The organism is Pseudomonas sp. GM25 (genome assembly GCF_000282255.1).
Lineage (GTDB): Bacteria > Pseudomonadota > Gammaproteobacteria > Pseudomonadales > Pseudomonadaceae > Aquipseudomonas > Aquipseudomonas aphyarum.
In genome coordinates this window covers 32,810-57,359 of record NZ_AKJQ01000057.1, presented here as the reverse complement: position 1 = coordinate 57,359, position 24,550 = coordinate 32,810, and the positions used below count along the sequence as shown (strand labels likewise).

The window sequence follows — 24,550 nt, the reverse complement described above, 5'->3', positions numbered from 1 at the left end:
TTTCACATAAGCCAATCAGCCCCGCTGACCCCGCCCCGGATAATTAAGCACAAACTGCACATGCGCCTTCACCCCGGTGGCCAGTGTCGCGTCATCGGCGGTGAAGTAGGGGTTGTGGTTGTTCGGTGCCTTGCTCATGTCCTGGCCTTCCGGCGTTGCGCCGAGGAACACGAACAACCCCGGCACCTTGCGCGCGTAATAGGAGAAGTCTTCGCTCGGCGACAGGGAGGCGGGCAGCCGCTCGACCTTGCCCGGTGCTGCCAGTTCGAGGGCCGGGATCATGGCTTCGGTCAGGGCCGGATCGTTGGTGGTCACCGGCGCATTGTTTACCAGCAGCAGATTGGCCTGGGTCTCGTAGGCGCTGGCGATGCTGTTCACCAGCGGCGGCATCTTTTTCAGGATCGTGTCGCGGATGTCGGCGTTGTTGGTGCGAATGGTCCCGGTCATTTCCACGGTCTCGGGAATGATGTTGGCCGCCGAGCCGCCATTGATCGTACCGACACTGATCACGCCCATGCCCTGGGTCAGGTCGACGCGCCGACTGACCAGCGTCTGCAAACCGCTGATGATGCCTTGGCTGGCGACAATCGGATCGACACCGCTCCAGGGCGCCGAGCCGTGAGTCTGCTGGCCCTTGACCGTGATGCGGAACGAGTCGCTGCTGTTGAGCACGGTTCCGGATTTGTAGAACAGATGCCCGGTCGGATAACCCGCCATCACATGCACCCCGAACACCGCTTCGACCTTGGGCGAATCGAGCGCGCCATCGCGGATCATCGCCTGTGCGCCGATCAGGGTGTCGGTCTGAAATTCATCGACATCGGCCGCGCCTTCCTCAGCCGGCTGAAACAGAAACACCACCGTCCCACGCACCTGATCCCGATGTTCGGCCAGCACCTTCGCGGCGCCCAGCAACATGGCGGTGTGGGTGTCGTGCCCACAGGCGTGCATCACCGGCACGCTCTTGCCCAGCCGCGTGCTGGTGGCCTGGCTGGCGAACGGCAGGTTCGTCATCTCCTTGACCGGCAATGCGTCCATGTCGGCGCGCAACGCCACGACCGACCCCGGCAATCCACCTTTCAGCACCCCCACAACACCCGTCTTGCCGACCCCGGTGCGCACTTCAATATTCGACGCCTTCAGCCGCTCGGCCACCAGCGCGGCGGTCTTGAACTCAAGATTACCCAGCTCTGGATGCTGATGAATCGTGTGGCGCAGATCGACAACTTCTTGATTGACCGCGCTCACGGCGCCATCGACCCAAGGCGCATCGGCGGCATGGCTGGCAGTGGCAACGAACGAGGACAGAACGGCGAGGCACAACGAGGTTTTGCAGAAACGGATCAAGGCGGGACTCTCTCTTATGGTTTTTATTGGCGTCAGAGGGTATGCCGCGATGCAAGGCGGGACAAACGAGTCTGGCCGGTAATCGCACGGCTTTTGGTTTTTCGCGTTTTTGCCAGTGCGCGGCTTTCAGCGGATTGTTTTCCAGCGCCTGATCCGCTTCACTGTGGCTCTTTTGCCTCAGCGGAAATCAATCATGGAACGATGCGAAGCACTGGTCATCGGGCTCGGCGCCATGGGCGCGGCCACGGTGTATCAACTGGCGAAGGCAGGGGTCAACGTGGTCGGCATCGACCGTCACCATCCGCCGCACACGTTCGGCTCCAGCCATGGCGACACCCGCATCACCCGGCTGTCCGTGGGCGAGGGCGCGCAATACGTGCCCATCGTGCGCAACTCCCACCGCATCTGGCGCGAGCTGGAAGCGCTGTCGGGCGAGTCCCTGTTCGAACAGTCCGGCCTGCTGGTGCTGACCTCCAGCCCCGACTTCGATCCCGCCGACGAAACCGACTTCACCCTGCGCACCATCGCCCTGGCACAGACCTACGGCATCGAACACGAAGTCCTCGACGCTGCCCAGATCCGCCAGCGCTTTGCGCAGTTTGCCCAGGTGCGCGACGACGCCATTGGCTACTTCGAGCCCGAAGGCGGTTTTGTACGGCCCGAACGCTGCATCGACGTGCAACTGAGATTGGCCGAACAACACGGGGCCACGCTGTACAAGGGCGAGACCGTGACCCACATCAGCTCGGACGAACAGGGCGTCACCGTCACCACCGACCAGCGCACCGTGCGGGCGAACAAACTGGTGGTCACCGCCGGCAACTGGGCGGGCGGCTTGCTCGGCGCGCCGTTCGACAGTCTGCTCAGTGTCTATCGGCAAAAACTGTTCTGGTTCGAAACCGAGCCTGACGCGGAACTGGTCGGCCACTCACCCACGTTCATCTTCACTCACGGCCCGGACGACGACTTCTATGGCTTTCCCGCGTTGCCGGGGGAGGGCAGTTTGAAGGTGGCGACGGCGCAGTATCACAGCACATCTACGCCTGAGACACTGGATCGCACAGTCTCGGCCGAGGAAGAGCGCGAGATGTACGAGCAGCAAGTCCAGGGGCGCATTGCCGGTCTAACGGATCGGGTGGTGAAGTCAGCGGTTTGCGCCTACACCGTCACGCCGGATCGGCATTTCATCATTGATGAGCATCCACGGTTGCAGCACACGTTGGTGGTGTCGGCGTGCTCCGGGCATGGGTTCAAACACTCGGCGGCGCTGGGGGAGGCGTTTGCGCAGTGGTGTTTGCGGGGGGAGAGTGAGCTGGATCTTTCGTTGTTTTCGGTGGGGCGGTTTGAGCGGGAGTGACGGTACTTGAGAGTGACTGCTTTCGGCCAGAAGCGGACGCTCGTCTTGGTCCGATTTCGACCCAAAGTTGACGGTGGCGACATTCGAAAAACCACCCAATGTGGTTGGTAAACCGAGCTAAGGTAAGCGAGCGAGGGACTGCGCAGACCATACTGTCGTGAGGCCAGGGCGAAGGCCGCTGTTTACTCACAATGTGCTATCACTAAAAACGGAAATTCAACCATGAGTGAAGAGTGGATTCTGCAAACCAAGGAAACCCGTAGGGCCTTTTCTAACGCGGCGTGGATTCCTTTGAGAGCGTCAGTTGAGAGCAAGGAAAGGGATGTAAAAGACGTAGGTCATGTCAGTGAATATTTCGGCTGCGGCTCCGTTGCATTCCCGCCAGAGCATCGCCAGCTGGTTGAAGAACGTCTTGGATGGAGCGACATAGGCATTGGGCACACTGTCGCGCCATATGCATACGAAGATGGGTATTATGCGTCCATAGATCAGTATCAATACAACGATAAAGAACCAATAGGCATTAACTTAATTTATGAACACCCGCAACTTGTTGTCGGTGGTAGAAAATGGATTTTGAGCCCTGACTTGGTAGTTGCGCTGCGCCTGATCAAAGAAGGTGACAATTGGGTTAGACCTGAAGAAAATTTCGTTGTAGTGGCCCGCGAGACCGTGAGTGAAGATGGTGAATACTGTCAGATAGAAATCAAAAGGGAGTTTCTACTTGATTATCTAGCAGCCAGGAACCTTTCGCTTCGCCTTGCATACTACCGACAGAGGGTAGAAAACGTCCCTGTACTAGAAGACAGCGCATATTCGAATCTTCAGCCTCACAATGAGGAAAGAGATAATGGCAAATTCACCCTAATCATTCGCAAGCTTGATGACGTCTTTGGGGGAGGTTGGGCGATGTTTCGAGCCTGGCGAACTGACGTAGATGAGGATGAAGACGCCCCTGTGATGGGGCCTGAGAATGACTCGAACACTGACCATGAGAGCTCAAAGGGGCACCGTGGAGGCTATGAAGGTGTAAGGGTAGAGGGGGAGTTTTGGCGTGAGGAGTGGATAGACCACCAATCCAAAAGTCAGCGCGTTCGTGGAGATGCGGATCCAAATCTACCGCAATTCATCGTGGAAACAGATGGAACGCGAATGAGGTCAGCAGAGCTTGATAACGAGGACGTGGGTCGCTGGCTGTGGTTTCGGTCCAGCGTTGTTACCGAGCTTCTGAACAATCGAGGATTCAAGCTGGCATGGTACACCGCTGAAACTGGAGCTATTCAATCCACGTCAGGATATAAAACTCATTTTGGAATCAACAGCTCTGATCTGATCACCGTATATGCTTATGACATCGCTCGCCTCGCCTCTTGGGAGCAGCATGTTTGGGCAGCGCATAATTTAGCTCCTGAAGGTAAAGTATCAAGTGAGTTGCTTGAAGCACAGATGAAAGCGCAACCAGCATCTACACATGCTGTTGAAGAAATGTTTTTTGGAAGCATGAGACTTCTGGAAGACAGCTTTAGAGATAAATATAATATTTCTCTGTTCAGCCACGACATTGATGACTTCGAAGCAGGTCAGCAAATATCCAGGTTTGCCAGCAAAGACAGAGCGTCCCTGCTCAGGCTAGCCAAGGACATCATTCGCGTATTCTCGGACAGGCTCAACATAACCGAGCTACGCAAACTTTCTACACACGAAGAAAAAGCCAAGCTCGGCTCAAATAAATTACTCCAAAGTATTTTAGCGGAGAAAATTGGAGACGCCAAAGCCAAGCGAGTGTTTGCTGAGATTGCCGGTGCTTATGATATGCGATTGGGAGATGCACACCCGACTGGCTCAAAGGTCACTGACGCGATCAAGCTGGCAGGCATCGATGAAGAAAACTCGCCCTTACGGCAAGGAGAACAGCTTATCCACAACGTTGGGCGGTCTGTTTGGTACATCGGAAAATTCTTGTTCGCCGAGACAGATGGCTCGGATGAGTAGCAGTCATGCGATCCGTGTAACCCTGCTTCCCTCGGATCTCTCGGCGATGGCACGCAGAGCCGCTGGCCAATTCGCGCAGCGGCTCTGTTCCCAGCATGCCTGGGTTCGGGTAGGTTGAGTTGTTTCCACACCAGGTAGATGAACTTTCGAAAATCCTCCTGGGCGGGGTGGACGTTAACGCGGTCAGCCATGCGGCAAAGTAACTCCTTTGGCCCACGCAGGAGCGAGCTAAGGCACAGCCATTGGGCAGCCCAGTGCGCGCTTGGGGGCACCTATTTTTGTTGTAATGGGATTAGGGTATTGTGCGTCCCCTATCGCGCCAAGAGGTGCTCAGGGAGAAAAGGTCGATGTCGGGTAAGGGCGTACCTACGCTGGATAGAGCGAAGGTTCTGGAAAATGCTGTAACGTCCATTCAGCTAGGGATTGAGGATTACCAGCTCACGCAGGGTGATGACGGGACCCCCCTCCGAGCCGTTTCATCCGCTCGTAACCTCTTCGCAGGGGTTTTGCTGCTGTTCAAGTACAGGATTGCAATGCTCGCGGACTCTCCCGAACATGCGGCCAGCCTCATCTACAAGGCAAGGAAATTCAAACCCTGCCGTGACCAAGATGGCGTAATCGAGTGGCGTCCCGAGCTTGAACGAAACAAGACAATCGACGTAGCAGACATTGAACTGCACTTTGAGGGTCTTGGCATCCGCACTGATTGGACAGCCGTGAATACCCTGCAACGGTGCCGGAACGATCTGGAACACCTCCACCCCAAGCATCCCCTGGAGGAGATCAATAAATTCTTGCTCGATCTGTTCCCACTCCTGCGGGACTTCATTACACACGAGCTATCGGAGAATCCGGCAGCCTTGCTAGGCGAGACCTGGGAAGTCATGCTGAGAAATCACCAGTTCTTTGCCCACAATCTGGAGGAGGTACAGCGCCAGTGGGAAGACTTGGGCGTCATGGCGCATACCCGCGAGTTGTTCAAGGCTTGTTCATGCCCTGCCTGTGGTTCCCCGCTGCTTGAGCCTAACCGGGAAGACCTCCAGGCTGGTGTGCCCTTCGACTACTCGGAGTTCCGATACAACTGCCTCGCATGCAACCAGTCAGATTCGTTCATTGAGTTGATGGAAGAGGAGTTACGAACCACCCGAGAGAACCCGTTCGACGACGAGGAAATCATCACGGACTGCGGTAGTTGCGGCGCTCCGATGTTCGATCTATCCGAAGGGCATTGCCATCTCTGTGGCTACACTTATCAGCCGCCGAAGTGCTCCGGGTGCCACACCTCCCTAGAGGGCTACGAAGCGGAGAATGGGGCTCTATGTGATAGGTGCTCGGAGTACGCACACTACGATGATGAGTACGAGCCTCACATAGGCTAGCAGTCCCCTTTTATTATCCCTTACCGAAAAAGGGCTTCTCTTCTGGCACCACTATATTCGACTCGATCTTCTTCCCCATGCTGATGCGGGGTTCGGTCGAGTAGTCCAGAGATTCATAAAAGGTTTTGACACTTTCATTTGAGCTGACGATTTGCAGATTGATTTTCATGCATCCTCGCGCCGTCAAAGCCCCCTCTGCATGACGGACCAGATTCATCCCTATGCCTTTTCTGCGGTGCGACGGGTGCACCGCCACCGAGTACAACCATCCACGATGGCCGTCGTATCCGGCGAGAACGGTGCCAACAACTTCATTTCCTGACAGGGCAACAAAGAAAAGGCCATTCTCTGCGGCCAGTTTTTTGTCGATGGCAAGGCTGGGAGTGTTGTGTGCGGTTTCGTAGCCGAAAACGGTTTGCCAGAGTTCGACGACGCAACGGCGATGGTGTTCATTTGAGTAGTCGGCAATAGCATCCATGGTGTAGCCCTCACATTGAAGGGGCTGACGCTAGCGCCTTGGCGTAGGTAATGTCCACTGTCTCTTCTTGGCCAATAGCTGCCATTTACCATGGCAGCTACAGCCAACGCTCATTTCCTCTCTCGGTGCGTACTATCCGGTCGCAACAGAGGGCAGGGGGGTTAGCTCTTAACCTCAACATGATTCAACGCCTGATTCAGCGCCAGCTCACTCCACATCACCAACTGGGCAATCCCAATCGCAGTTTTGCGATGTGCGGACTCCAGCGTGGCAGCAAAGTTATTCACCATTTCATTGGTCGATCCCAATGATTCGCTGGAAAATAAATCCGTCCATATTTTTATTTGAACGAGAATTCCCGGCCTTCATGGTTCGACGCATTCTGCGGTTATCGAGTGCGCAGGATAGAGATGTGGAGTCCTGAGCTTTTCCGCGAAAACTCTATATTCTGGTTCACGGCAAGAGTATCCAAAGCTTTGGGATCGAATAGTTCCTTGGCTATCTTCATAGACAACCCTGAACTGTCCTGACACACCGCTTCCCGATATCGGAAATCTTAGGGTGTAGCTCTTGGATGTGTTTGACTTTATGGTTCCAAAAAACTGCTCTGTTGTGCCCATCAACGCTGGATCGTATTCAACTCTGACGCGGTAGGCGTCCTTGCCATGATTATTGAGAGTACATCGGTGAACCATCACCTCTTCCTCGGTTTCCGTTGGAAGAGGAACTGAGGTGAACGAGAACACTGCCAAATACGACTTATCGCGCTCTTCCATTGCCAACTCCAAAGCCCGAAGTTGTGCCTCGATTTGCTTCGTGGCCACTGTCGCCATGATTTTTTGCTGATCTACTGAATTTTTCAACTCCTGAGCCTGAAGCTTCAGCGCCTCGGTGCTCTGTTGTAATTCTGTTGCCTGAATCTTCAGTGCCTCCGTGCTCAGCCTCAATCCCTCACCCTGCTGCATGAAACCGAGGACCAGCCAGAACAAACTTACAGTGCCAATCGCACCCGCAAGGAAGTCACCCACTTCGTTGAGGGGCATAGTCAGTAGCGTGTCTGCTCGCCCGCCTATTATCGGCAGGATGAAAGCCAGATATGCCAAAGTCATCGCAACGCCGATCGCACCCAGGTGCTTGCGCAGTCCCCAGCCCTGCGGTCTGACTTTTTGCGAGAAGTAATTCAGCGCAACGGTAGCCACAAGCGCCGCTACCATCCCCGCCATGATGGTCGTTGAGAGCGGCCATCCTTCATCTGGCACTACTACAGGCGGTGGCACGCGCCAGAACACACCGCCCACTGGTTTCCACAGTTCCGCCATCACAACCCCTAAGCTTCAATCCGCGACACATGGTCAGCGATGATAGCTGCGGCATGAAATGAAAGAAACTTTGTGAAGTGGACAATGGGCGCCATGATCGGTGCCCATTTATGGACTCAGCCGCGTGCGTTGCGCCCTGGCTCATCCTCAGTAACCCGCCACCGCCAATACTTGTCTGGTCCGACCCATACGATAGAGTCAGGTGTCAGTTTCTTAAAGGCGTTCAGCACAGTGGTGCCCAGCACGAGGTTGCCTTCGGTATTTTCGCGCAGCAGTACCTCGCTCTTGGCCCTGACGATGTGGTCCACAACGTCGTCCTGGTAAAGGCACCCGTCCTTTTCGATCTGCGCCAACATCCAGTCGGAAACCGACTTGGCATCAGTAGTCACTTCGGCTCGTCCTCGACCGGCACCAGCGAGTCGCTGGGGAAACGGCCCATTTCAAGTTTCTTGCCCGCGAACCACTGGCACTCGAAATTTTTAATGTCGCTACCATAGTTGCCTCGGACTGTCATTACTGGGCCACCAGATTTAATCTTCACCAGATCCCCAACCTTGAATAGTGTTTCCTTCGGCATTGCGCTTTCCTTGAGTAGTAGCCAATTGGTATGCCGATAGTATTCTCGTGGCTGCACAAAGCACAATTACGTTTGCCTGCGCCGCTTTGCCACGTCTTTACTCATCGTCGTTTATCTTCCTCTCACTGCTGCTGAATGTGCCCGGCATCACGTCGCCCTCAGCCAAAGTATCAGGTTCAGGATGCGCGAAGCTGGTATCGAGATGAATCTGATCAGTAAGCAGTCGGCTCTCATGCCTATAAGAAGGCATTGGTAGCGCGCCCAGATATTTTCAATGTGCTGAATTGGAAGTAGCTGTTCGCGAAGGATGAGATCGGCCAAAAACGGCCTCAATATCGACGCTAGGACACAGAACAGATATGTTTCACCTTACACTGGAAGCACTAAACCTCCTGCAGGAGCGCCGCCTCAGCTGCGTCACGAAGGCCTCCAATCGACTCCAGATGGGAGGTGGGCCACCTTCGAAATCGAATGGTTTGTACTGGCTTTATACCAGCTATTCGGATGCGGAAATCCGGTCAGCCTCTCCAAGCCAGAAGAGGGGATCAGTGGCTATCAATATTCTTGCTGCACATCGTGAGAACTTAGGAATGATCTGCGATCGCAGGGTGGGTGACTTCCGGGTCGTCTACAACGGGATAGGCGGTATCGGTCTCAAGGGGCATGGCGGGCTTAGAGAGCGAATTCTTCAAGAGTTCCGAGGCGGGAATGGAACGGGTTCACTGGCAATCTGCGACACGTCGTTGAACGATCTCACCAAGTGGCGTTACTCATATGTCTTATGGTCAGAAATTGAACACAAGGAGAGCATTCAGTATTTGTCTCTTGCGGAGCGGCTAGAAACCATGTGGCGCTTGCACTTCGGCTGGCCAATTTTGTGCGCGCGGTGAGGCGGGGGACTCGCCTCGTTTTTTGGAGACGCCCTATGACCACTCCTGGCCGATAGCTGCCATTCACTATGGCAGCTTCGGTTATTTGCTCAGGTGTCCTTACTAATCAGTCGGGACAGAGGGCAAGCTGTTAGGTCTTCACCTCAACATGATCCAACGCCTGATTCACCGCCAACTCGCTCAACATCACCAACTGCGCAATCCCGATCGCAGTCTTGCGATGGGCAGGCTCCAGCGTGGCAGCGAAGTTGTTGAGCATTTCGCTCGCCGATCCCAATGATTCGCTGGCGTTGGCCAAGAGGGATTCGGTGTTGTACGCCGGGTTGGCCATGTACATGGGATCGTGTTTGTGATGGCTGCCCATGATCCGTTGCTGCGGGGTGAGGTAGTGATCGAGCGCGCGTTCGGCCGCTTCGTTGAGCGTTCGGGAATCGGGGAATTTGTAGGGAGAAACCGGATCGGTTTCCGGTGGGTTCGGTGTTGGTTTGAACATAGATGTAACTCCAGGGTGAAAAAGTGGAGCCATCAGCCTCGCTACCAAACGAGGGTGGTGGCCATACGGAGGTTGGTAGACCGGTCACCTGGATACCCGGCGCGTCCGAAGACGCCCTACGCATGGCCACCATAAAACAGCGGACGAAAGAGTCCCTGCAATCCGGCGTTGCGATGCGACAGGTAATCCGGGCTACCAAACCCGATCACTGTTTTTCAGTGACCCGGAAACGATAAAACCCGCACCCCAGACGCACAAGCCGGCGGATTCTGGCGTAGTCGTAGGCAATGACGCAAGACGCTGTAGCCGTGGGGAAGTAATGCCGGGCGTTTCTAAACACCATTCGAAAAACGCTTAAACACGCCGCCCTCGCCATGTCGAAATCAGTCGTCCATGTCGCTCCTGAAAAAAAGCGGACTCCCGTCTGCGAGATACCGCGATCCCATCGATTTCAGTTTTCCAGTCCGTACCCATTCTTTCTCGGCATCTACCAACACACTCCACTTTTTAAGCTTGATGAAACGTTTCAGCAGGTTTATAAAAACGGCACAACTCCAAGAAAGGCTGCTCCCATGACCCCGCTCAAACTCGTTGTTGCCCTCAGCGCACTGTCCGCTGCCTCCCACGCCATGGCCTGGGATTACGTTCTACTCGACACCGACAAAGCCGCTCAGAACTGGCAGATCACCAGCCAGCAACTCGGCGTGAAAACCGACAAACCCTTCAGCGTCAGCCTGCGCACGTTGCATGGCGGTCGGCAGGAGGGCGTCAGCATTGTCGACATCGATAACGGCACGATGAAACTCTCGGTGGTGCCGACGCGGGGAATGAACGTCTTGCAGGCCTCGGTCGGCAATGTGCGTATGGGTTGGGATTCGCCGGTCAAGGAGGTGGTCAATCCGTCCTTCATCGAACTCAATGGCCGCGGTGGTCTGGGCTGGCTCGAAGGTTTCAATGAGCTGGTGACCCGCTGCGGATACGAATGGGTCGGCCACCCCGGCGTCGACAACGGCGAACTGCTGACCCTGCACGGCCGGGCCGCCAACATTCCTGCGAACAAAGTCACCCTGCACATCGATGAAACGCCACCGTACGCCATCACCCTGCGCGGTGAACTGAAAGAGCAGGCGTTCAAGAAAGTCGACTTCTCCGTTGCCACCGAACTGGTCACCGAACCCGGCAGCGTAGTGTTCGCCCTCAACGACACCCTGACCAACAACGGCGACTATCCGAAGGAATATCAGGCGCTGTACCACAGTAACTTCAGCACCCCGTTCCTGGAGCAGGGCGCTCGTTTCGCCGCGCCGGTGAAACAGGTGTCGCCGTTCAACGACAAGGCCAAGGGCGATTTGGCTGAATGGCAAACCTACCGCGCACCGACCAAGGACTACGACGAAACGGTGTACAACGTGGTGCCGTATGCCGATGCCAAGGGCGATACGTTGACCGTGTTGCATAACAAGGCCGGCAGCCTGGGCGTTTCGGTCGGCTTCAATACGCAGACATTGCCGGTGTTTTCCCTGTGGAAGAACACCGATACCCAAGGTCAGGGTTATGTCACCGGGTTGGAGCCGGGGACGAGCTTTTCCTACAACCGCCGTTATCAGCGCCCACTGAACCTGGTACCCACCATCGGGCCGAAGGAACACAAACAGTTCCGCATCAGCTACAGCTTGTTGGCGGATAAGGCGGCGGTGGATAAGGCCTTGAAGCAGGTGAGCGACATTCAGGGCGGCCGGGAGACCGAGGTGCGGCAGACACCGTTGGTTGATCTGACCAAGGGCTGACACCGGCGGTCGCTCAACTGTTCAGCGACATCGGCTTGTCGCCACCCGGAGGCAAGCCGAACACCTTGCGTACCCTGTTGAGAAATGCCCCGTAGGGTCGCCCCAGCGCAAGCATCATCAACGCCGCACCGAGCGTGCCGCGCACCAGTTCACCTCCCGATGCACCACTCGAGGCAATGATCGCTGCATAGAGGGGGACCTGGAAACTGACGAGGGCGAAGCTGTCCCACAGCAATCTGGAAACTCGAAGCGGGCTGGCTCGCTTCATCACCCAGTCCCGCCACAGGCCGTAGGGTCTTGCGACGGGCACCATCAATACGGCGCCCACAAGGCGCGCATGAAGAACCTGATCCCACGTCATGCCGGCAATGAATCGTTCATTGATGATGCCGGTGGTGGTGAAAAACAGGATCAGCGCCGTTGTGTCTGCAATGAATGCAGTACGGCGCATTGACTGTTGCAGGCGTTGAAGCAAATCACATCTCCTGTCCTGGTTCAGGTAGGTGCCAGCGCATCCTCCTGATGTGACAGCGGCTGCACCGCCAAGTGCGGAGTTTCGCCGAAGAACTCGATCAGCAGTTCGGTGAGCACGCGTATTTTCCGGGCGGGATGCGGCCCCGGCGGGCGGAGGAGGTAGGCACCGGCTGGCGGTGGGGGATGGTTTGTCATGATCTGCAACAGTGCGCCCGTTGCCAGGTGCTCATGGGTGAGGCAGTCGGGCAGATAGGCGACGCCCAGGCCGGCGACTGCGGCAGCGGCGAGGGCGGTGCCGTTGTCGGCCTTGAAGCGTCCTTGCGGACGAACCGTGACGGTCTTGTCGCCGTCCATGAACTGCCAGGCTTCGGTGCCCTGCATGAGCGCCTGATGGTTGACCAGGTCGTCCGGCTTCTCTGGGGCGCCGTGCACCTTGATGTAGTCCGCGCTCGCGACGAGCTTGGTGTAGACCGGGCCAATACGCCTTGCGATCAGATTGGAGTCCTTCAGATACCCCACTCGAATGGCGCAATCGTAACCCTCGGTGATGAGATCCACGAAGCGATCACTGTAGCAAGTCTGCATATGCAACTGAGGGTGACGGCGCGCCATTTCCGCCAGCACCGGTGCGAAGTGAGTCGGGCCGAACGACAGCGGAACGGCCACGCGCAGGCGGCCGCGAAGGGCGCCGGCGGGCAGGATCGTTTCCTTGGCGACGTTGATCTCGGTGCAGACTCTGGCGGCGTAGTCCCGGAAGATCGCGCCTGCCTCCGTGAGTGCCGATCCGCGCGTCGAGCGTGCCAGCAGTTGCACTCCCAGTTCTGTTTCAAGGCGGGCCAGGCGGCGACTGACGATCGACTTCGATACGCCAAGACGCAGTGCAGCCTGCGAAATGCCCTCGGCATCAGCCACTTCCACGAAGGTCTGTAGTTCTTCGATATCCATGCTTGCGTTCCCCTTTGTGCGACACAGCACGTCGCGCAATGCTACTACTGCGTCGAACATGGGAACAGCACAATGGATTTTCCAGGCAAATCACGCTTTTTGTGTGTCTGGAATTGATTTTCCGCACGGGCTTCGGCCCTTTCACAAATGTGCGTCACCCATAAAAAGGATTTGCCCATGGCAAGCGAAACGCTCCGCAACGCCCACACCGATCAGTTGCTGACCCCGGAAAACTCGGCGTTGATCATCATCGATTATCAGCCTGTTCAGGTTTCCTCGATCCGCTCGATGCCGCGTGACGAACTCGTCTTCAACATCACCAGCGTCGCCAAGGCGGCAATCAACTACAACCTTCCAATCATCCACTCGACTGTCAATGTCGCGACCGGCCGCAACAAGCCGCCGATTCAGGAATTGCAACAGGTGCTCGGTCACCTGCCGACCTATGACCGCACCTCGATCAACAGTTGGGAGGACACGGAATTCAAACAGGCGGTCAAGGCGCTTGGACGCAAGAAACTCATCATGACTGCGCTCTGGACCGAAGCCTGTCTGACTTTCCCGGTGCTCGACGCCATTCAGGAAGGTTATGAAGTGTATGTGCCGGTCGATGCGGTTGGCGGCACATCGCTCGCCGCACACGAGGCGGCGTTGCGCAGAATGGAACAGGCGGGCGCGAAGCTCATCAGCCGCGTGCAGATGTACTGCGAACTGCAGCGTGACTGGGCGCGAGAGGTGACCGTGCCGGGTTTTATGGGCGTGTTCGAGAACTTCGACGGGTTCAATGCTGAAAAGGCTCTTGAGGAGGCAGCCAAGAAAGCTTGATCAGCGGGCAGTTGATAGAGGTGGCACTCGCGAAAGCGGGTGCTGCCTTTGTTTTTTGCGCGAGGCAGACTCAGGTCGAATGTCAGTCCGACAGCAGTGCGAACGCCATTCACCATGTCGAAATCAGACGCCCCCATGCCGCTCCCAGGCTATTTGCGATCAACTCCAGGCACGTAAGGTGACGCATCATTTCATCGCCCTGCGTCGTCGTCCGACCGATTTGTAACGCTGCAGCGCTTGAGGTGCGCCGCTCTGGAGCAGGGCAAGAGGAAGAAATGATGATCGCCTGACACGTCGTCAGTACGCCCAAACGTCGATCACCAGAGAACAACAAAAACAATGAATAGCCTGAACTCGAAGGACTCGAACGGTCAGTTGGCGCAGGGCTTCAAGCCGCGTCATGTCACTATGCTTTCCATTGCCGGCATCATCGGTGCGGGGCTGTTTGTCGGCTCCGGCCACGCCATTGCCGCCGCCGGCCCGGCCGTCTTGCTCGCTTATCTCTTCTCCGGTCTGCTGGTCGTGCTGGTCATGCGCATGCTCGGCGAAATGGCCGTCGCCCATCCGGACACGGGATCGTTTTCCACCTATGCCGATCAGGCCATCGGGCGCTGGGCGGGGTTCACCATCGGTTGGTTGTATTGGTGGTTCTGGGTGCTGGTCATTCCGATCGAAGCGCTGGCCGCCGGGCATGTCTTGAATCAGTGGTTTCCCCAGGTCGATGCGTGGTTGTTCGCGCTGTTGTCGATTATTTTGCTGGTGGTGACCAACCTGTTCAGCGTGTCCAAATACGGCGAGTTTGAGTTCTGGTTTGCGATGGCCAAAGTGGTGGCGATCATCGGGTTCATCGGTCTGGGTTTTGCGGTGTTGATGGGCTGGATTCCGGAGCGCGAGGCCAGCGGTTTGAGCCGGTTGATGGAAGAGCATGGTGGGTTTGCGCCCAATGGCTTGTCGGCGGTGGTCGGGGCTTTCATCACCATCATGTTCAGTTTCATCGGCACGGAAGCGGTGACCATCGCGGCCGCCGAATCGAGCAATCCGGCGCAGAACATCGCCAAGGCGACGCGCTCGGTGATCTGGCGCATCGGCGTGTTTTATCTGCTGTCGATTTTCGTGGTGATTTCCGTGGTGCCCTGGAACGATCCGCTGCTGGCGTCCGTCGGCTCTTACCAGCGCGCGCTGGAGCTGATGAACGTTCCCAACGCCAAATTCCTGGTCGATGTGGTCGTGCTGATCGCGGTGGCCAGTTGCATGAACTCCTCGATCTACATTTCCTCGCGGATGCTGTTCTCGCTGGGCCGACGCGGTGACGCTCCGCAACCGCTGAAGGTGACCTCCGCTGCGGGCGTGCCGAGGGCGGCGGTGATTGCCAGCACCGTGATCGGCGCCGGGGTGACGCTGTTCAGCTATTTCATGCCGGCCGGGCTGTTTCAGTTTTTGCTCGCCAGCTCCGGCGCGATTGCGTTGCTGGTGTATCTGGTGATCGCGGTTTCGCAATTGCGCATGCGTCGGATGCTGCGTCGGCAGAACGTCGAGCTGACGTTTCGTATGTGGCTGTTTCCATGGCTGACGTGGCTGGTGATCGCGTTCATCTGCGCCGCGCTGGCGGTGATGATGGTGACGCCTGAACATCGTCTGGAAGTGACGTCGACCATTGGCCTGGCGCTTGCGATTTCCTTTATCGGGCTGGTGACCACGCGGCAGCATGGGCAGGCGAGGGCGGCGGTTTCGGCGGGCGAGGCCTAGGTGTGTCGCAGGCGTGAACTGTGGGACTATCGCCAGCACGCCTGACATTCGATCGGAGCCCCATCGTGCAGACCATCCGCCGCGCTCTACCTCAGGATGCCGAGTGCATCACCGCACTCGTCACTGAGGCCTACACCCCGTACATCGCCAGAATCGGCAAGAAACCTGCGCCGATGCTGGAGGATTACCGGCAGGTGCTGCAGGACAACGAGACGTTTGTCCTGACCGACCGTGACGAGGTTGTCGGCGTGCTGGTGATGAGCCCTGAAGACACCGAGCTGCTTCTGGTCAACGTCGCCGTTTCAGCTCGGCACAAAGGCAAGGGCCTGGGAAAAGTGCTGATGGCGTTCTGCGAAGAACACGCACGTGGCAAGGGGCTGGCAGCGGTGCGGTTGTACACCCATGAACGGATGACCGAAAACATCGAGATCTACAAAAAACTCGGCTATCTCGAAACCCATCGCGCCACTGAAGATGGGTTTGCCCGGGTGTTCATGCGCAAGGCGCTTTGACCAGAGAATGCTCGATCATTTTTCAGCACCTGCTCGCAACCATCGCCTGACCTCGCCCTGAATCGCATAGGCTGGTGCCTCGACCGCATTGAAATCCTGCGTGTAGCGCTGAGCAAAACCGTCGACTCCCCATTCCTGAAACTGCTGCACGTGCTTCAGTTCGTGCGCCCAAAGCGCCACGTTCTGCTCTGCGGTCTCAGCGTCTCGGAACAGGATGATGTCGATCAGCGTCACTGCACCGACATCCGGGTTTTGCAGGATGGCCGTGGCGGCGTTGTATTGGCCGTCGTCGGTGATTTTGTAGTGCACGGCATCGAGGACACCGGGGTCATACCAGCGCAGCAGTTGCTCCCGGATGTGCGGGGGAATCGGTTTGATGTCGGTGCTGGCGGCTTCGGCGCGGGCCTGGGTCAATCCCATTGCCAAAGCTGGGGCCGCGATCCGGAACAGGTCTTCAGACAGGCGCCCCGGGTCCGGCAGGCAAATGCAGCTGTCGAGGCATACTTGTTTTTCGCCGGCGGGGCAGGTGTCGGCCTGGGCGGGCGCTACAAGGGCAAGCCAGGTGACGAGGCTGAGGAGAGTGGAGGGCATGGGCGCTATTCGATCGTAAGGCCGCACCAAAGAAAGGGATCAGGCGCAACGCGATGAACACCGCGTTGCGCCTGATCCCGCTGCACCTCAACCGCGTTTCGGCAGCTTCCAGTTCGGGCGAATGAAGTGGCAGGTGTAGCCATTCGGAATGCGCTCGAGGTAATCCTGATGCTCCGGCTCCGCTTCCCAGAATGGCCCGGCCGGTTCAATTTCGGTGACCACCCGGCCTGGCCACAGGCCTGATGCTTCGACATCAGCCGCAGTGTCTTCGGCGATATCGCGTTGCTGCTCGTTCAGGTAATAGATCGCCGAACGATAGCTCGGACCGAGGTCGTTGCCCTGGCGGTTAGGCGTGCTCGGATCGTGGATCTGAAAGAAAAACTCGAGGATCTGCCGATAGCTGATCACGGCAGGGTCGAAGACGATTTCGATGGCCTCGGCGTGATTGCCATGGTTGCGGTAAGTGGCGTTTGGCACGTCACCGCCGGAATAACCGACCCGCGTCTGCAGCACGCCGGGGTAGCGGCGCAGCAGGTCCTGCATGCCCCAGAAGCAGCCGCCGGCGAGAATCGCAGTTTCGGTTTGAGTGGTCATGGCATGTCCTTCCTCTCGAATGGGTCGCAGATGTTCCTTGATATGAGGGAGTGTGGGCCGATTCCAAGGTTGAGCCGGTAAATAAATCGTGAAGCGCGGGTGTACGGTGTTCTCTTGCTTTTGCTTCACGCCACTGTCTTTGGAGCGCCCGCCGCCGGGCAAGCCAATATTGAAGCGAAAAAAAAACCGCCAATCAGGCGGTTTTTTCAAAGCGGGATTCAGGTTCTGCCACCGGCGAGCCAACCATCAGGCTCCATTTCTTTGCCACACGTTGCGGCTACTTTCAAAAAATGCCGCTGACTGGCGGAAACCCTGATGGGCAAACCGGGTTCTTCGGCACGAAGTCTGGAAGCAAGCGCTGGTTGGGCTTTTGGCTTCTTGTGTTTCATGGACACCTCTCGTGCCAGGTTGCTTGAGTCGATCTTATGGGTGGTCCAGTGGAAAGACAAGGCGGTCAGTCGTGTCAAAATAAAATCCAAGCGTTTGGTAGTAGGAGATAGCACCTGAGTCAGGTTCTTGTACTTCAATTTCGGTACATCCCAGCTTTCGGGCATAGAACTCTGTTGTCAGTAGTGCCATTGGTGCGATCCAGCCTCGCAGGGTATGGGCCTTGCTGGTGTGACCCTGCAAAAGAACGATTTTTATGCAGATTGTGCTTTTTCGTGGCGTTGCATAGCACAAACCGCACAGCTCATCTTCGTACCAGAAAGCCAAGTCCAGACCTTTTGCATCTTTTGTTTTCCACTCAAGTACATCATCCCATGGGTACCCAATGGGCCCGCTCCACTGATGATATGCGTTGATTGCCAAGGGCGTGATCGGGTCGATCCTGAGCAACCGAGCATCAATCCCGGCTGCCAGAGCTCCTGGATCCATGGAAAGTGTTTCATGCGCAAGTTTGCGGGCTTCTGATTTGAGCGTTTGGTTTCGGAGTTCGGTACCTTTGCCTTTTCTTCGCATCGTCTGTGTTCTGTCCGGATCAGGCAGAAGACGGTATCGAAGGCGAGGGTGCCCACGTAATCAGGCGTGAGGGACGGCTGCTGTAGGACGCTGCTTATGTGCGTGAAGGACGCTGGAATTGGCCCGGATCGAATGATGTATTAACGATCAAATCGGGAGCAGCCTGTATCTCCCATTCGCTCGTTGAGGCCTTGATCTCGCGCAGCGTCCACTCCTGCGCGCCCGACCACGACAGCTCGACCCAATCCCCCTCAAGTTCTCCTTGCTCAATCAACAACGCCACTTGATCCGCCGGCCCCGGACACATGCCGCCCACCGCAAAGGGCACGCGTTCATGCATCAGGCGACCCAGCATTGAAAGCAACGCAGCGTGAGAAGTGAAGGGCTGCCGATGCGTCGCGCCGGTGTTGTCGGTGAGTACCAAGCTTCCCGATTCAGCACCTTCGTAACTGATCGAAGCCAGATGCGCCGGGGGCTTTCCCGCCCCTTTGAAATAGCGTGCGTTGATGATCCCAACTCCTTGTAATTGCACTCAGCGATCCGTGCGCGGCATCGCCGCAATCGGCTGGATTTGCCGGGATGCCTGCGCTGAACACCAGCGATTCCGCCCTTGCTGCTTGGCCTGATACAGACAAGTATCGGCGGACTTGAGCAAACTGGCCGGGGTCACCGCATCGTCCACCGGATATCGCGTGGTGATCCCCGCACTCGCAGTGACATAGCCCAGCGGATGCCCGGCATGTTCAAGCTCCAGCGAACGAATGGTCTGCAGAATATCTTCTGCCACCTGAATCGCCCCGGCGCTGTCGGTGTTGGGCAGCAGCACGGTGAACTCCTCGCCGCCGTAGCGCACGGCCAGATCCGAAGGCCGCTTGACCGCTTTGCGGATGCCGTCGCCGACCGCGATCAGGCAGTCATCGCCGGCGGCGTGGCCGTACTGGTCGTTGTAGCGCTTGAAGTAGTCGACATCGAGCATGATCAACGACAGTGACGAACCTTGACGCCGGGCCAAACGAATCTCGTCCGCCAGTGCGGCGTCCAGACGACGGCGGTTGCCCAGACCAGTGAGGCTGTCAGTCAGCGCCATGTCGCGCATGGTTTTGTGCGCGGAGCGGATCTCCCGTTCCATCGCGATCCGCTGGCGCAATTGGCTCAGCACGATGAGCCCGAAACAGGCCAGCACCAGAATCAGGAACACCAGCACGAAGCCGTTTTTCAGCAGGTCCTGGCGCCACGGCGCAATGATGGAGTCCCGGGATAAACCGGCCTCGACCACCAGCGGGTAGGTGGTCAGGGCGCGATAGCCGTAAAGGCGCTCGGTGTCGTCGACCACGGCCCTGATCTGGGCGATGCCCTGATTGGAGCTGGGCAGGTAGGTCTTGAAGATCTCGCTGTTCGCCAGGCTTTTGCCGACCACCGAGGCAATGAACGGCCGGCGCACGAGAATCGTGCCGTCGCGCATCGCCAGCACCAGCGCGCCTTTGTCATCGATGCGGAAGTCACCGTAATAGTCGACGAAATAACTGACCTTGACCGTCCCCAGCAGTACGCCGGCGAACGAGCCGTCGGGGTTATTCAAACGCCGCGAGATCGGAATGATCAGGTCATGGGTGGAACGGCTTTCCACCACCTGACCGATGCGCACGCGCCGGTCTTCATGGGTGCGGTGGTACTGGAAATAGTCGCGGTCGGCGTTGTTGGCGGTCTCGGGCGTGACCTCCTTGTCGGTCACGATCCAATGGCCGTCCGGGCCGTAGATGAACAGGCCGTGCAACTGCGGCATGATTTTCGATTGCTGGATGAGCAGCTTGTGAATCCGTGCCACATCCAGGTTTTGCAGCCCATCGCCTTCGACCCGCTCTGCCAGCCCCGCAGTCAGCACATCGACCTGGCGGATGGTGTCCTCGGCATGTTGCGCCGTGGCGCGGGCGAGGTTGGTTACCGAGTCACGCGCGGAAGCGAAGACCGAACGATAGTCACGCCACGTCCGCCAGCTCTCTACCGCCAGAAAGGCCACGACCACCATCAGCATGAAACTGACGGTCAGCCGAAAGGTCGAGCCGGCCTTCACGCCTTTGCGGGGCGCGCGCGGTGTTTCATCTGGAGTGGGCGCTTGCGTATTGCGTCCGGGCATCAACATTTCCCTGGAGGTCGTCGTTCTGAGCGGGTCAGCATTATGACAAGGATAGGCGCGAAGGTTGGGGTGGCTGTGTGAACTGCCTGGCAGTTTGAGTGGATTGTCCGTTTTGAGTTGACGGTGAAACGCTTTTCAGCCGATTTATCGCTTTCAGGCGAGTCAGTAATCTGTGCCCATCTTGAACGCAAACGCACTTCCACAACTAAAAAGGGATTCAAACATGAGCACTCCAACCTACAACCGCCTGAACAAAGACGACGCCGTAGTTCTGCTGGTCGACCACCAGACCGGTCTGATTTCTCTGGTTCAGGACTTCTCGCCAAACGAGTTCAAGAACAACGTACTGGCGCTGGCTGATCTGGCCAAATTCTTCGAGTTGCCGACCATCCTCACCACCAGCTTCGAACAAGGCCCGAACGGCCCGCTGGTGCCGGAGCTCAAGGAAATGTTCCCGGACGCGCCGTACATCGCCCGCCCAGGCCAGATCAACGCTTGGGACAACGAAGACTTCGTCAAGGCGATCAAGGCCACCGGCCGCAAGCAGATCATCATTGCCGGTGTCGTGACCGACGTGTGCGTAGCGTTCCCGACCCTGTCGGCGCTGGCGGAAGGGTTTGACGTGTTCGTGGTGACCGACGCCTCCGGCACCTTCAACACCACCGTGCAACAAGCCGCGTGGAACCGTATGACCCAGGCCGGCGCGCAGATGATGAACTGGTTCTCGGTAGCCTGCGAACTGCACCGCGACTGGCGCAACGACATCGAAGGCCTGGGCAACCTGCTGTCCCAGCGCATCCCGAACTACCGCAACTTGATGAACGGTTATGCAGCGCTGACGGCGCATCAGAAATAACCGGATGCCGGATAGACGAAAGCCTGCTTTGAAAAAAGCAGGCTTTCGTTTTTATTGCGTTACTCCGGACGCGCCCGTCATTCGATTGGCTGAGCCCTATAGGTTTTATAGAGCTGCTGAATTTCTGGGTCGTCAAGGCTCCCGTACGTAATGCCTTCTTTGTCCAGACCATCCAATCCTTTTATGCCGCCGATCATCTCCGGCCATTCGTCACGGCTGGAGATGTCGATGACGAACGGTAACAGGTAGGTGTCGAGATGCCCTTTGAACGGATCTTGAATTTCATTACTGAGTGCGCGGAGATACTCGTCCTTGTTGGTTTCTGACCAATCGATGGCAAACCTCGTCCGATAGCACAGCTCCATGTACACGAGCAGTATTGTGCGGCCATTGCCATCCAGAAACGGGTGAGCAGAGGCGAGCTGCCCCATCACTTCCCCTGGACGATCTCTGAAGCGTTTCTTGTTTGCTGCAAGTTCAAGAGCGTACTCGACGGACCTTTTAATGAGGTCGGGACGTTCAAAGACTGTGTGGTGAGGATCTTCTTTTGATCCCTTGAAAACAGCGAGGTGGGGGACGAGTTCGTTCCTGTCTTTTCCCGCCCAGGGATAGAAACCGGAGAACAGGATTTCATGTGTCTTTAGAACGGATTTGAAATCGATGGTTTTTCTCTTTGCCAGATAGGCCAGAGCGTCTTCGATACTCGCTTCGAAGGCGAGATGCTCGGACTCTTTTACTTCAGTGGGGTCTTTGAGCTTGAGCGAGTTTTGAAGGTAACCCGCTGTTTCGAAATCGCCGAAAGGATCAAATATCATGCACTAAGCTTCTTTTTCGAACGCCTCTTTTCCTCAAGGTAGCGTCCTTGGTACGACATGATTTCGGACTTGTTCAGCACACCTTTCTTTTTGAGGTTGACGAGCAATTGCTCAACACCGTCCAATTCAACTACATCTCCTGCCAGACGAGTGATGGTAACCGCCATGCAGCTCATGCTGTCACGGTCTGCGGTAACGTGATGTGCCTTGGCAAGCCGACGAACCTCGGTTGCGACGCTGTCAGTGGCTGGTTTAGTCATTATGAAAGCCCTTGTTCACTTGCTCTGAGCATAGCATGACGCCGCTTCCGCAGATTTTCCAGCCGGCGCGTCCCGAACAGCCACAGCCTGATGAACGGCTACGCAAGCTCGCAGCCATCCAAAAACCAATGCTTACAAATAGACGAAAGCCTGCTTTGAAAAAAGCAGGCTTTCGTCGTTTCTACCGCAAACAGAAGCGCAGGGGACTCGTCACCTCAAACCGTGACGACAATCTTCCCGACCTGCTGATTGGCCTCCAGAAAGCGATGCGCTTCCTGAATATCATCCAGGGCAAATGTCCGGGCAATGATCGGTTGCAGCGCACCCGATGCCAGCCCTTCGCCGATGAAAGCCTTGGCGCGCGCCAGGATGGCCGGGTCGGAGACGATCTCTGTGTAGAGGTAACCCTTGAGGGTCAGGCATTTGCCGAGCACGGTGAACAGCGGGAATGGTGTCGGCTCCGGGCTCAGTGCGCCGTACTCCAGCAGGATGCCGCCGCGCGCCATGCTTTGGGTCAGCGGTTCGAACGACGGGCCACCCACCGGATCGAACACCACCCGGGCGCCTTTGCCGTCGGTCAGCGCCATGACCGCTGCAACCATGTCTTCTTCGTCGCTGACGATCACGTGCGCCGCGCCGGCGTCGAGCAAGGCCTGTTTCTTGGCGCGGGTTCGAGTGACGGCAATCGAGGTGGCGCCGACCATTTTGGCGAGCTGGAAAGCTGCCAGGCCGACGCTGCTGGAGGCGGCAGTGACGATCACGAAATCGTCCTTTTGCAGTTTGGCCTGTTCGACCAGCGCACCCCACGCGGTGACGTATTGCATCCAGGACGCCGCCGCTTGTTCAAACGACAGGTTCTGTGGGTGTTTGACGGTGAGGTGGGCGGGCACGTTGGCCAGTTCGCCGTAGGTGCCCCAGCGTGCGATGTCCAGCGGCGGAATCAGGCTGACGGCATCACCGATCTTGAACTCGCTGGCGTTGGCGCCGACTGCGACCACCACGCCGGCGGCTTCGTAGCCGAGGCGGCTGGGAAACTCCGCTTCCTGTAGATAGGCATGGTTGCGGAACATTACTTCGGCGCGATTCAGGCCAAAGGCTTTGACCTCGATCTGCACTTCGTCCGCAGCGGGTGCCGGGACGTCGACGTTTTCCAGTTTCAGGACGCTCGCGTCACCGTATTCATGAATCCTGACAATGCGTGCCATCTGTATTTCCTCGGTTATCGATGAATTTGCACCGGCGTGATCCGGTGCCATGGACGCCAATTTAGGCTTTGGCCTGCTCCGGATAAAGGCCTAGGATGGCGCAACACTAGAAACAACGAGTTTCCAATGGATCGCCTCACACTCATGGCCACCTTCGTCAAAGCGGTGGAGCTGGGCTCCTTCAGCGCGGTGGCGGACGAACTTAACCTGTCCCCGCAAATGGTCGGCAAACAGGTGAAAATGCTCGAGCAGCATCTGGGCGTTTCGCTGCTCAACCGCACCACCCGCAAGCAGAGCCTCACGGATTTCGGCCGCACGTTCTATCAGCGGGCGAAGCTGATTCTCGCCGACATGGACGCCGCCGAAGAAATGGCCGCCGTGACCCGGGGCGTGCCCAGCGGTCGGTTGCGGATCAATGCGCCCGTCACGTTCGGCGTCAGCTCGCTGTCGCCGAAGCTGCTGGAGTACATGGTTCGTTATCCGCAGGTATCGGTGGATCTGACGCTGTCGAACGAACTGGTCGACCTGGTGGACGGCGGCTACGACGCGGTATTCCGCATCGGCGAACTCGCCGACTGCAGCCTGAAGGCACTGCCGCTGATGCCCTATCAAATGGTGCTGTGCGCAGCGCCGTCCTACCTCGCACGCCGCCCACCGATCACGACACCTTGGGATCTTCAGGAACACGAATGCCTGGCGTTCGCCTATTCGGACGGCCGCTCACACCTGCGATTCGAAGGCCCGGAAGGCTGCATCGACGTGCCGATTAAAAGCCGATTGACGATTAATCAGGGCGATCCGCTACTGTCCGGGGCCGTGGCGGGGCTGGGGGTGGTGATGTTGCCGCTGGAGCTGGTCAAGGATTCGCTGCGAAGCGGGACGCTGGTGAGTTTGCTGCCGCAGTACAAGGTGCCGGTTTCGCCGATGAATCTTTTGTATGCGCCGGATCCGAGGCTGACACCCAAACTGCGGAGCTTTATCGATTTCGTGCGGGGGGCGTTCGGGTAGATACCA

General features: G+C 57.3%; 26 protein-coding genes and 1 pseudogene. 10 read left to right on the top strand and 17 right to left on the bottom strand.

From position 1 onward, the window contains the following. Positions 1-15: 15 nt before the first annotated feature. Complete coding sequence (locus PMI24_RS22915) at positions 16-1,347, bottom strand: amidohydrolase (protein ID WP_007958169.1); 1,332 nt, start codon at positions 1,345-1,347, stop codon at positions 16-18. Between the two features lie 193 nt (positions 1,348-1,540). Between PMI24_RS22915 and solA the strand changes: the two genes are divergently transcribed. The 3 genes from solA (at position 1,541) to PMI24_RS22900 (ending at position 6,075) form a co-directional block, all read left to right on the top strand. Beyond that, on the top strand, positions 1,541-2,704 hold the full coding sequence (gene solA, locus PMI24_RS22910) for an N-methyl-L-tryptophan oxidase (RefSeq protein ID WP_007958168.1): 1,164 nt from the start codon (positions 1,541-1,543) through the stop codon (positions 2,702-2,704). A 222-nt stretch (positions 2,705-2,926) separates the two neighbouring features. Further along, positions 2,927-4,696, top strand: a complete 1,770-nt coding sequence (locus PMI24_RS22905) for a hypothetical protein (RefSeq protein ID WP_007958166.1) — start codon at positions 2,927-2,929, stop codon at positions 4,694-4,696. 347 nt (positions 4,697-5,043) lie between these two features. Further along, positions 5,044-6,075, top strand: coding sequence for a hypothetical protein (locus PMI24_RS22900; RefSeq protein WP_007958165.1), 1,032 nt, complete (start codon positions 5,044-5,046; stop codon positions 6,073-6,075). 13 nt (positions 6,076-6,088) lie between these two features. Here PMI24_RS22900 and PMI24_RS22895 read toward each other — a convergent pair whose 3' ends face one another. The 5 genes and pseudogenes from PMI24_RS22895 to PMI24_RS22880 all read right to left on the bottom strand — a co-directional run bounded on the left by PMI24_RS22895 (position 6,089) and on the right by PMI24_RS22880 (position 8,449). After that, the gene (locus PMI24_RS22895; RefSeq protein ID WP_007958164.1) at positions 6,089-6,553 is read right to left on the bottom strand and encodes a GNAT family acetyltransferase; all 465 of its coding nucleotides are present in this window, start codon (positions 6,551-6,553) and stop codon (positions 6,089-6,091) included. 161 nt (positions 6,554-6,714) lie between these two features. Continuing rightward, a pseudogene (locus PMI24_RS29835) lies at positions 6,715-6,873 on the bottom strand (DUF6124 family protein); the annotation flags it as partial. Positions 6,874-6,918: 45 nt separating this feature from the next. Next, positions 6,919-7,872, bottom strand: coding sequence for a hypothetical protein (locus PMI24_RS29160; protein ID WP_007958162.1), 954 nt, complete (start codon positions 7,870-7,872; stop codon positions 6,919-6,921). Between the two features lie 116 nt (positions 7,873-7,988). Next, the gene (locus PMI24_RS22885; RefSeq protein ID WP_007958161.1) at positions 7,989-8,261 is read right to left on the bottom strand and encodes a DUF6953 family protein; all 273 of its coding nucleotides are present in this window, start codon (positions 8,259-8,261) and stop codon (positions 7,989-7,991) included. After that, positions 8,258-8,449: a YodC family protein gene (locus PMI24_RS22880; RefSeq protein ID WP_007958160.1), complete on the bottom strand. Its 192-nt coding sequence runs from the start codon at positions 8,447-8,449 to the stop codon at positions 8,258-8,260. Before PMI24_RS22880 ends, PMI24_RS22885 begins: the two co-directional genes overlap by 4 nt. A 548-nt stretch (positions 8,450-8,997) precedes the next feature. Between PMI24_RS22880 and PMI24_RS29550 the strand changes: the two genes are divergently transcribed. Continuing rightward, positions 8,998-9,339: a hypothetical protein gene (locus PMI24_RS29550; RefSeq protein WP_238553866.1), complete on the top strand. Its 342-nt coding sequence runs from the start codon at positions 8,998-9,000 to the stop codon at positions 9,337-9,339. Between the two features lie 130 nt (positions 9,340-9,469). Here the strand turns inward: PMI24_RS29550 and PMI24_RS22870 are convergent, their stop codons facing one another. Then, a complete protein-coding gene (locus PMI24_RS22870) occupies positions 9,470-9,832 on the bottom strand; it encodes a DUF6124 family protein (RefSeq protein WP_007958158.1) in 363 nt (120 codons plus the stop codon). A 572-nt stretch (positions 9,833-10,404) separates the two neighbouring features. On the opposite strand from PMI24_RS22870, the gene PMI24_RS22865 reads away from it, so the two are divergent. Continuing rightward, the gene (locus PMI24_RS22865) at positions 10,405-11,619 is read left to right on the top strand and encodes an aldose 1-epimerase family protein (RefSeq protein WP_007958156.1); all 1,215 of its coding nucleotides are present in this window, start codon (positions 10,405-10,407) and stop codon (positions 11,617-11,619) included. Positions 11,620-11,632: 13 nt separating this feature from the next. On the opposite strand, the gene alaE is transcribed toward PMI24_RS22865, so the two are convergent. Beyond that, complete coding sequence (gene alaE, locus PMI24_RS22860; RefSeq protein WP_007958155.1) at positions 11,633-12,094, bottom strand: L-alanine exporter AlaE; 462 nt, start codon at positions 12,092-12,094, stop codon at positions 11,633-11,635. A gap of 20 nt (positions 12,095-12,114) precedes the next feature. Further along, positions 12,115-13,038, bottom strand: coding sequence for a LysR family transcriptional regulator (locus tag PMI24_RS22855; RefSeq protein WP_007958153.1), 924 nt, complete (start codon positions 13,036-13,038; stop codon positions 12,115-12,117). Between the two features lie 177 nt (positions 13,039-13,215). Here PMI24_RS22855 and PMI24_RS22850 point away from each other — a divergent pair, with 177 nt between their 5' ends. The 3 genes from PMI24_RS22850 (at position 13,216) to PMI24_RS22840 (ending at position 16,121) form a co-directional block, all read left to right on the top strand. Further along, positions 13,216-13,863: a hydrolase gene (locus PMI24_RS22850; protein ID WP_007958151.1), complete on the top strand. Its 648-nt coding sequence runs from the start codon at positions 13,216-13,218 to the stop codon at positions 13,861-13,863. Positions 13,864-14,202: 339 nt separating this feature from the next. Then, positions 14,203-15,609 (top strand): GABA permease, encoded by a 1,407-nt coding sequence (gene gabP, locus PMI24_RS22845; protein WP_007958149.1) that lies wholly within the window; start codon positions 14,203-14,205, stop codon positions 15,607-15,609. Positions 15,610-15,674: 65 nt separating this feature from the next. Further along, positions 15,675-16,121 carry a GNAT family N-acetyltransferase gene (locus tag PMI24_RS22840; RefSeq protein WP_007958147.1) on the top strand — a complete coding sequence of 149 codons (447 nt, stop codon included), beginning with the start codon at positions 15,675-15,677 and terminating at the stop codon, positions 16,119-16,121. Between the two features lie 15 nt (positions 16,122-16,136). Here PMI24_RS22840 and PMI24_RS22835 read toward each other — a convergent pair whose 3' ends face one another. The 5 genes from PMI24_RS22835 to PMI24_RS22815 all read right to left on the bottom strand — a co-directional run bounded on the left by PMI24_RS22835 (position 16,137) and on the right by PMI24_RS22815 (position 20,400). Continuing rightward, positions 16,137-16,712 carry an eCIS core domain-containing protein gene (locus tag PMI24_RS22835; RefSeq protein ID WP_007958146.1) on the bottom strand — a complete coding sequence of 192 codons (576 nt, stop codon included), beginning with the start codon at positions 16,710-16,712 and terminating at the stop codon, positions 16,137-16,139. Positions 16,713-16,799: 87 nt separating this feature from the next. Further along, entirely contained in the window at positions 16,800-17,306 is a 507-nt protein-coding gene (gene msrA, locus PMI24_RS22830) for a peptide-methionine (S)-S-oxide reductase MsrA (protein WP_007958144.1), read from the bottom strand. 423 nt (positions 17,307-17,729) lie between these two features. Continuing rightward, positions 17,730-18,266 (bottom strand): GNAT family N-acetyltransferase, encoded by a 537-nt coding sequence (locus tag PMI24_RS22825; protein ID WP_007958143.1) that lies wholly within the window; start codon positions 18,264-18,266, stop codon positions 17,730-17,732. 94 nt (positions 18,267-18,360) lie between these two features. Then, entirely contained in the window at positions 18,361-18,798 is a 438-nt protein-coding gene (locus PMI24_RS29545) for a hypothetical protein (protein ID WP_238553864.1), read from the bottom strand. Then, entirely contained in the window at positions 18,799-20,400 is a 1,602-nt protein-coding gene (locus tag PMI24_RS22815) for a sensor domain-containing diguanylate cyclase (protein ID WP_007958139.1), read from the bottom strand. 223 nt (positions 20,401-20,623) lie between these two features. Between PMI24_RS22815 and ycaC the strand changes: the two genes are divergently transcribed. Continuing rightward, on the top strand, positions 20,624-21,256 hold the full coding sequence (gene ycaC, locus PMI24_RS22810) for an isochorismate family cysteine hydrolase YcaC (RefSeq protein WP_007958138.1): 633 nt from the start codon (positions 20,624-20,626) through the stop codon (positions 21,254-21,256). A gap of 77 nt (positions 21,257-21,333) precedes the next feature. On the opposite strand, the gene PMI24_RS22805 is transcribed toward ycaC, so the two are convergent. From PMI24_RS22805 to PMI24_RS22795, 3 genes are all read right to left on the bottom strand, one after another. Then, entirely contained in the window at positions 21,334-22,071 is a 738-nt protein-coding gene (locus PMI24_RS22805) for a Fic family protein (RefSeq protein WP_007958137.1), read from the bottom strand. Beyond that, positions 22,068-22,331 (bottom strand): hypothetical protein, encoded by a 264-nt coding sequence (locus tag PMI24_RS22800; protein WP_007958136.1) that lies wholly within the window; start codon positions 22,329-22,331, stop codon positions 22,068-22,070. The genes PMI24_RS22805 and PMI24_RS22800 overlap by 4 nt, the downstream gene beginning before the upstream one ends. A 215-nt stretch (positions 22,332-22,546) precedes the next feature. Then, entirely contained in the window at positions 22,547-23,536 is a 990-nt protein-coding gene (locus PMI24_RS22795; RefSeq protein ID WP_007958135.1) for a zinc-dependent alcohol dehydrogenase family protein, read from the bottom strand. A 126-nt stretch (positions 23,537-23,662) separates the two neighbouring features. On the opposite strand from PMI24_RS22795, the gene PMI24_RS22790 reads away from it, so the two are divergent. Further along, complete coding sequence (locus PMI24_RS22790) at positions 23,663-24,544, top strand: LysR family transcriptional regulator (RefSeq protein WP_007958134.1); 882 nt, start codon at positions 23,663-23,665, stop codon at positions 24,542-24,544. The last annotated feature ends 6 nt before the right edge of the window (positions 24,545-24,550 follow it).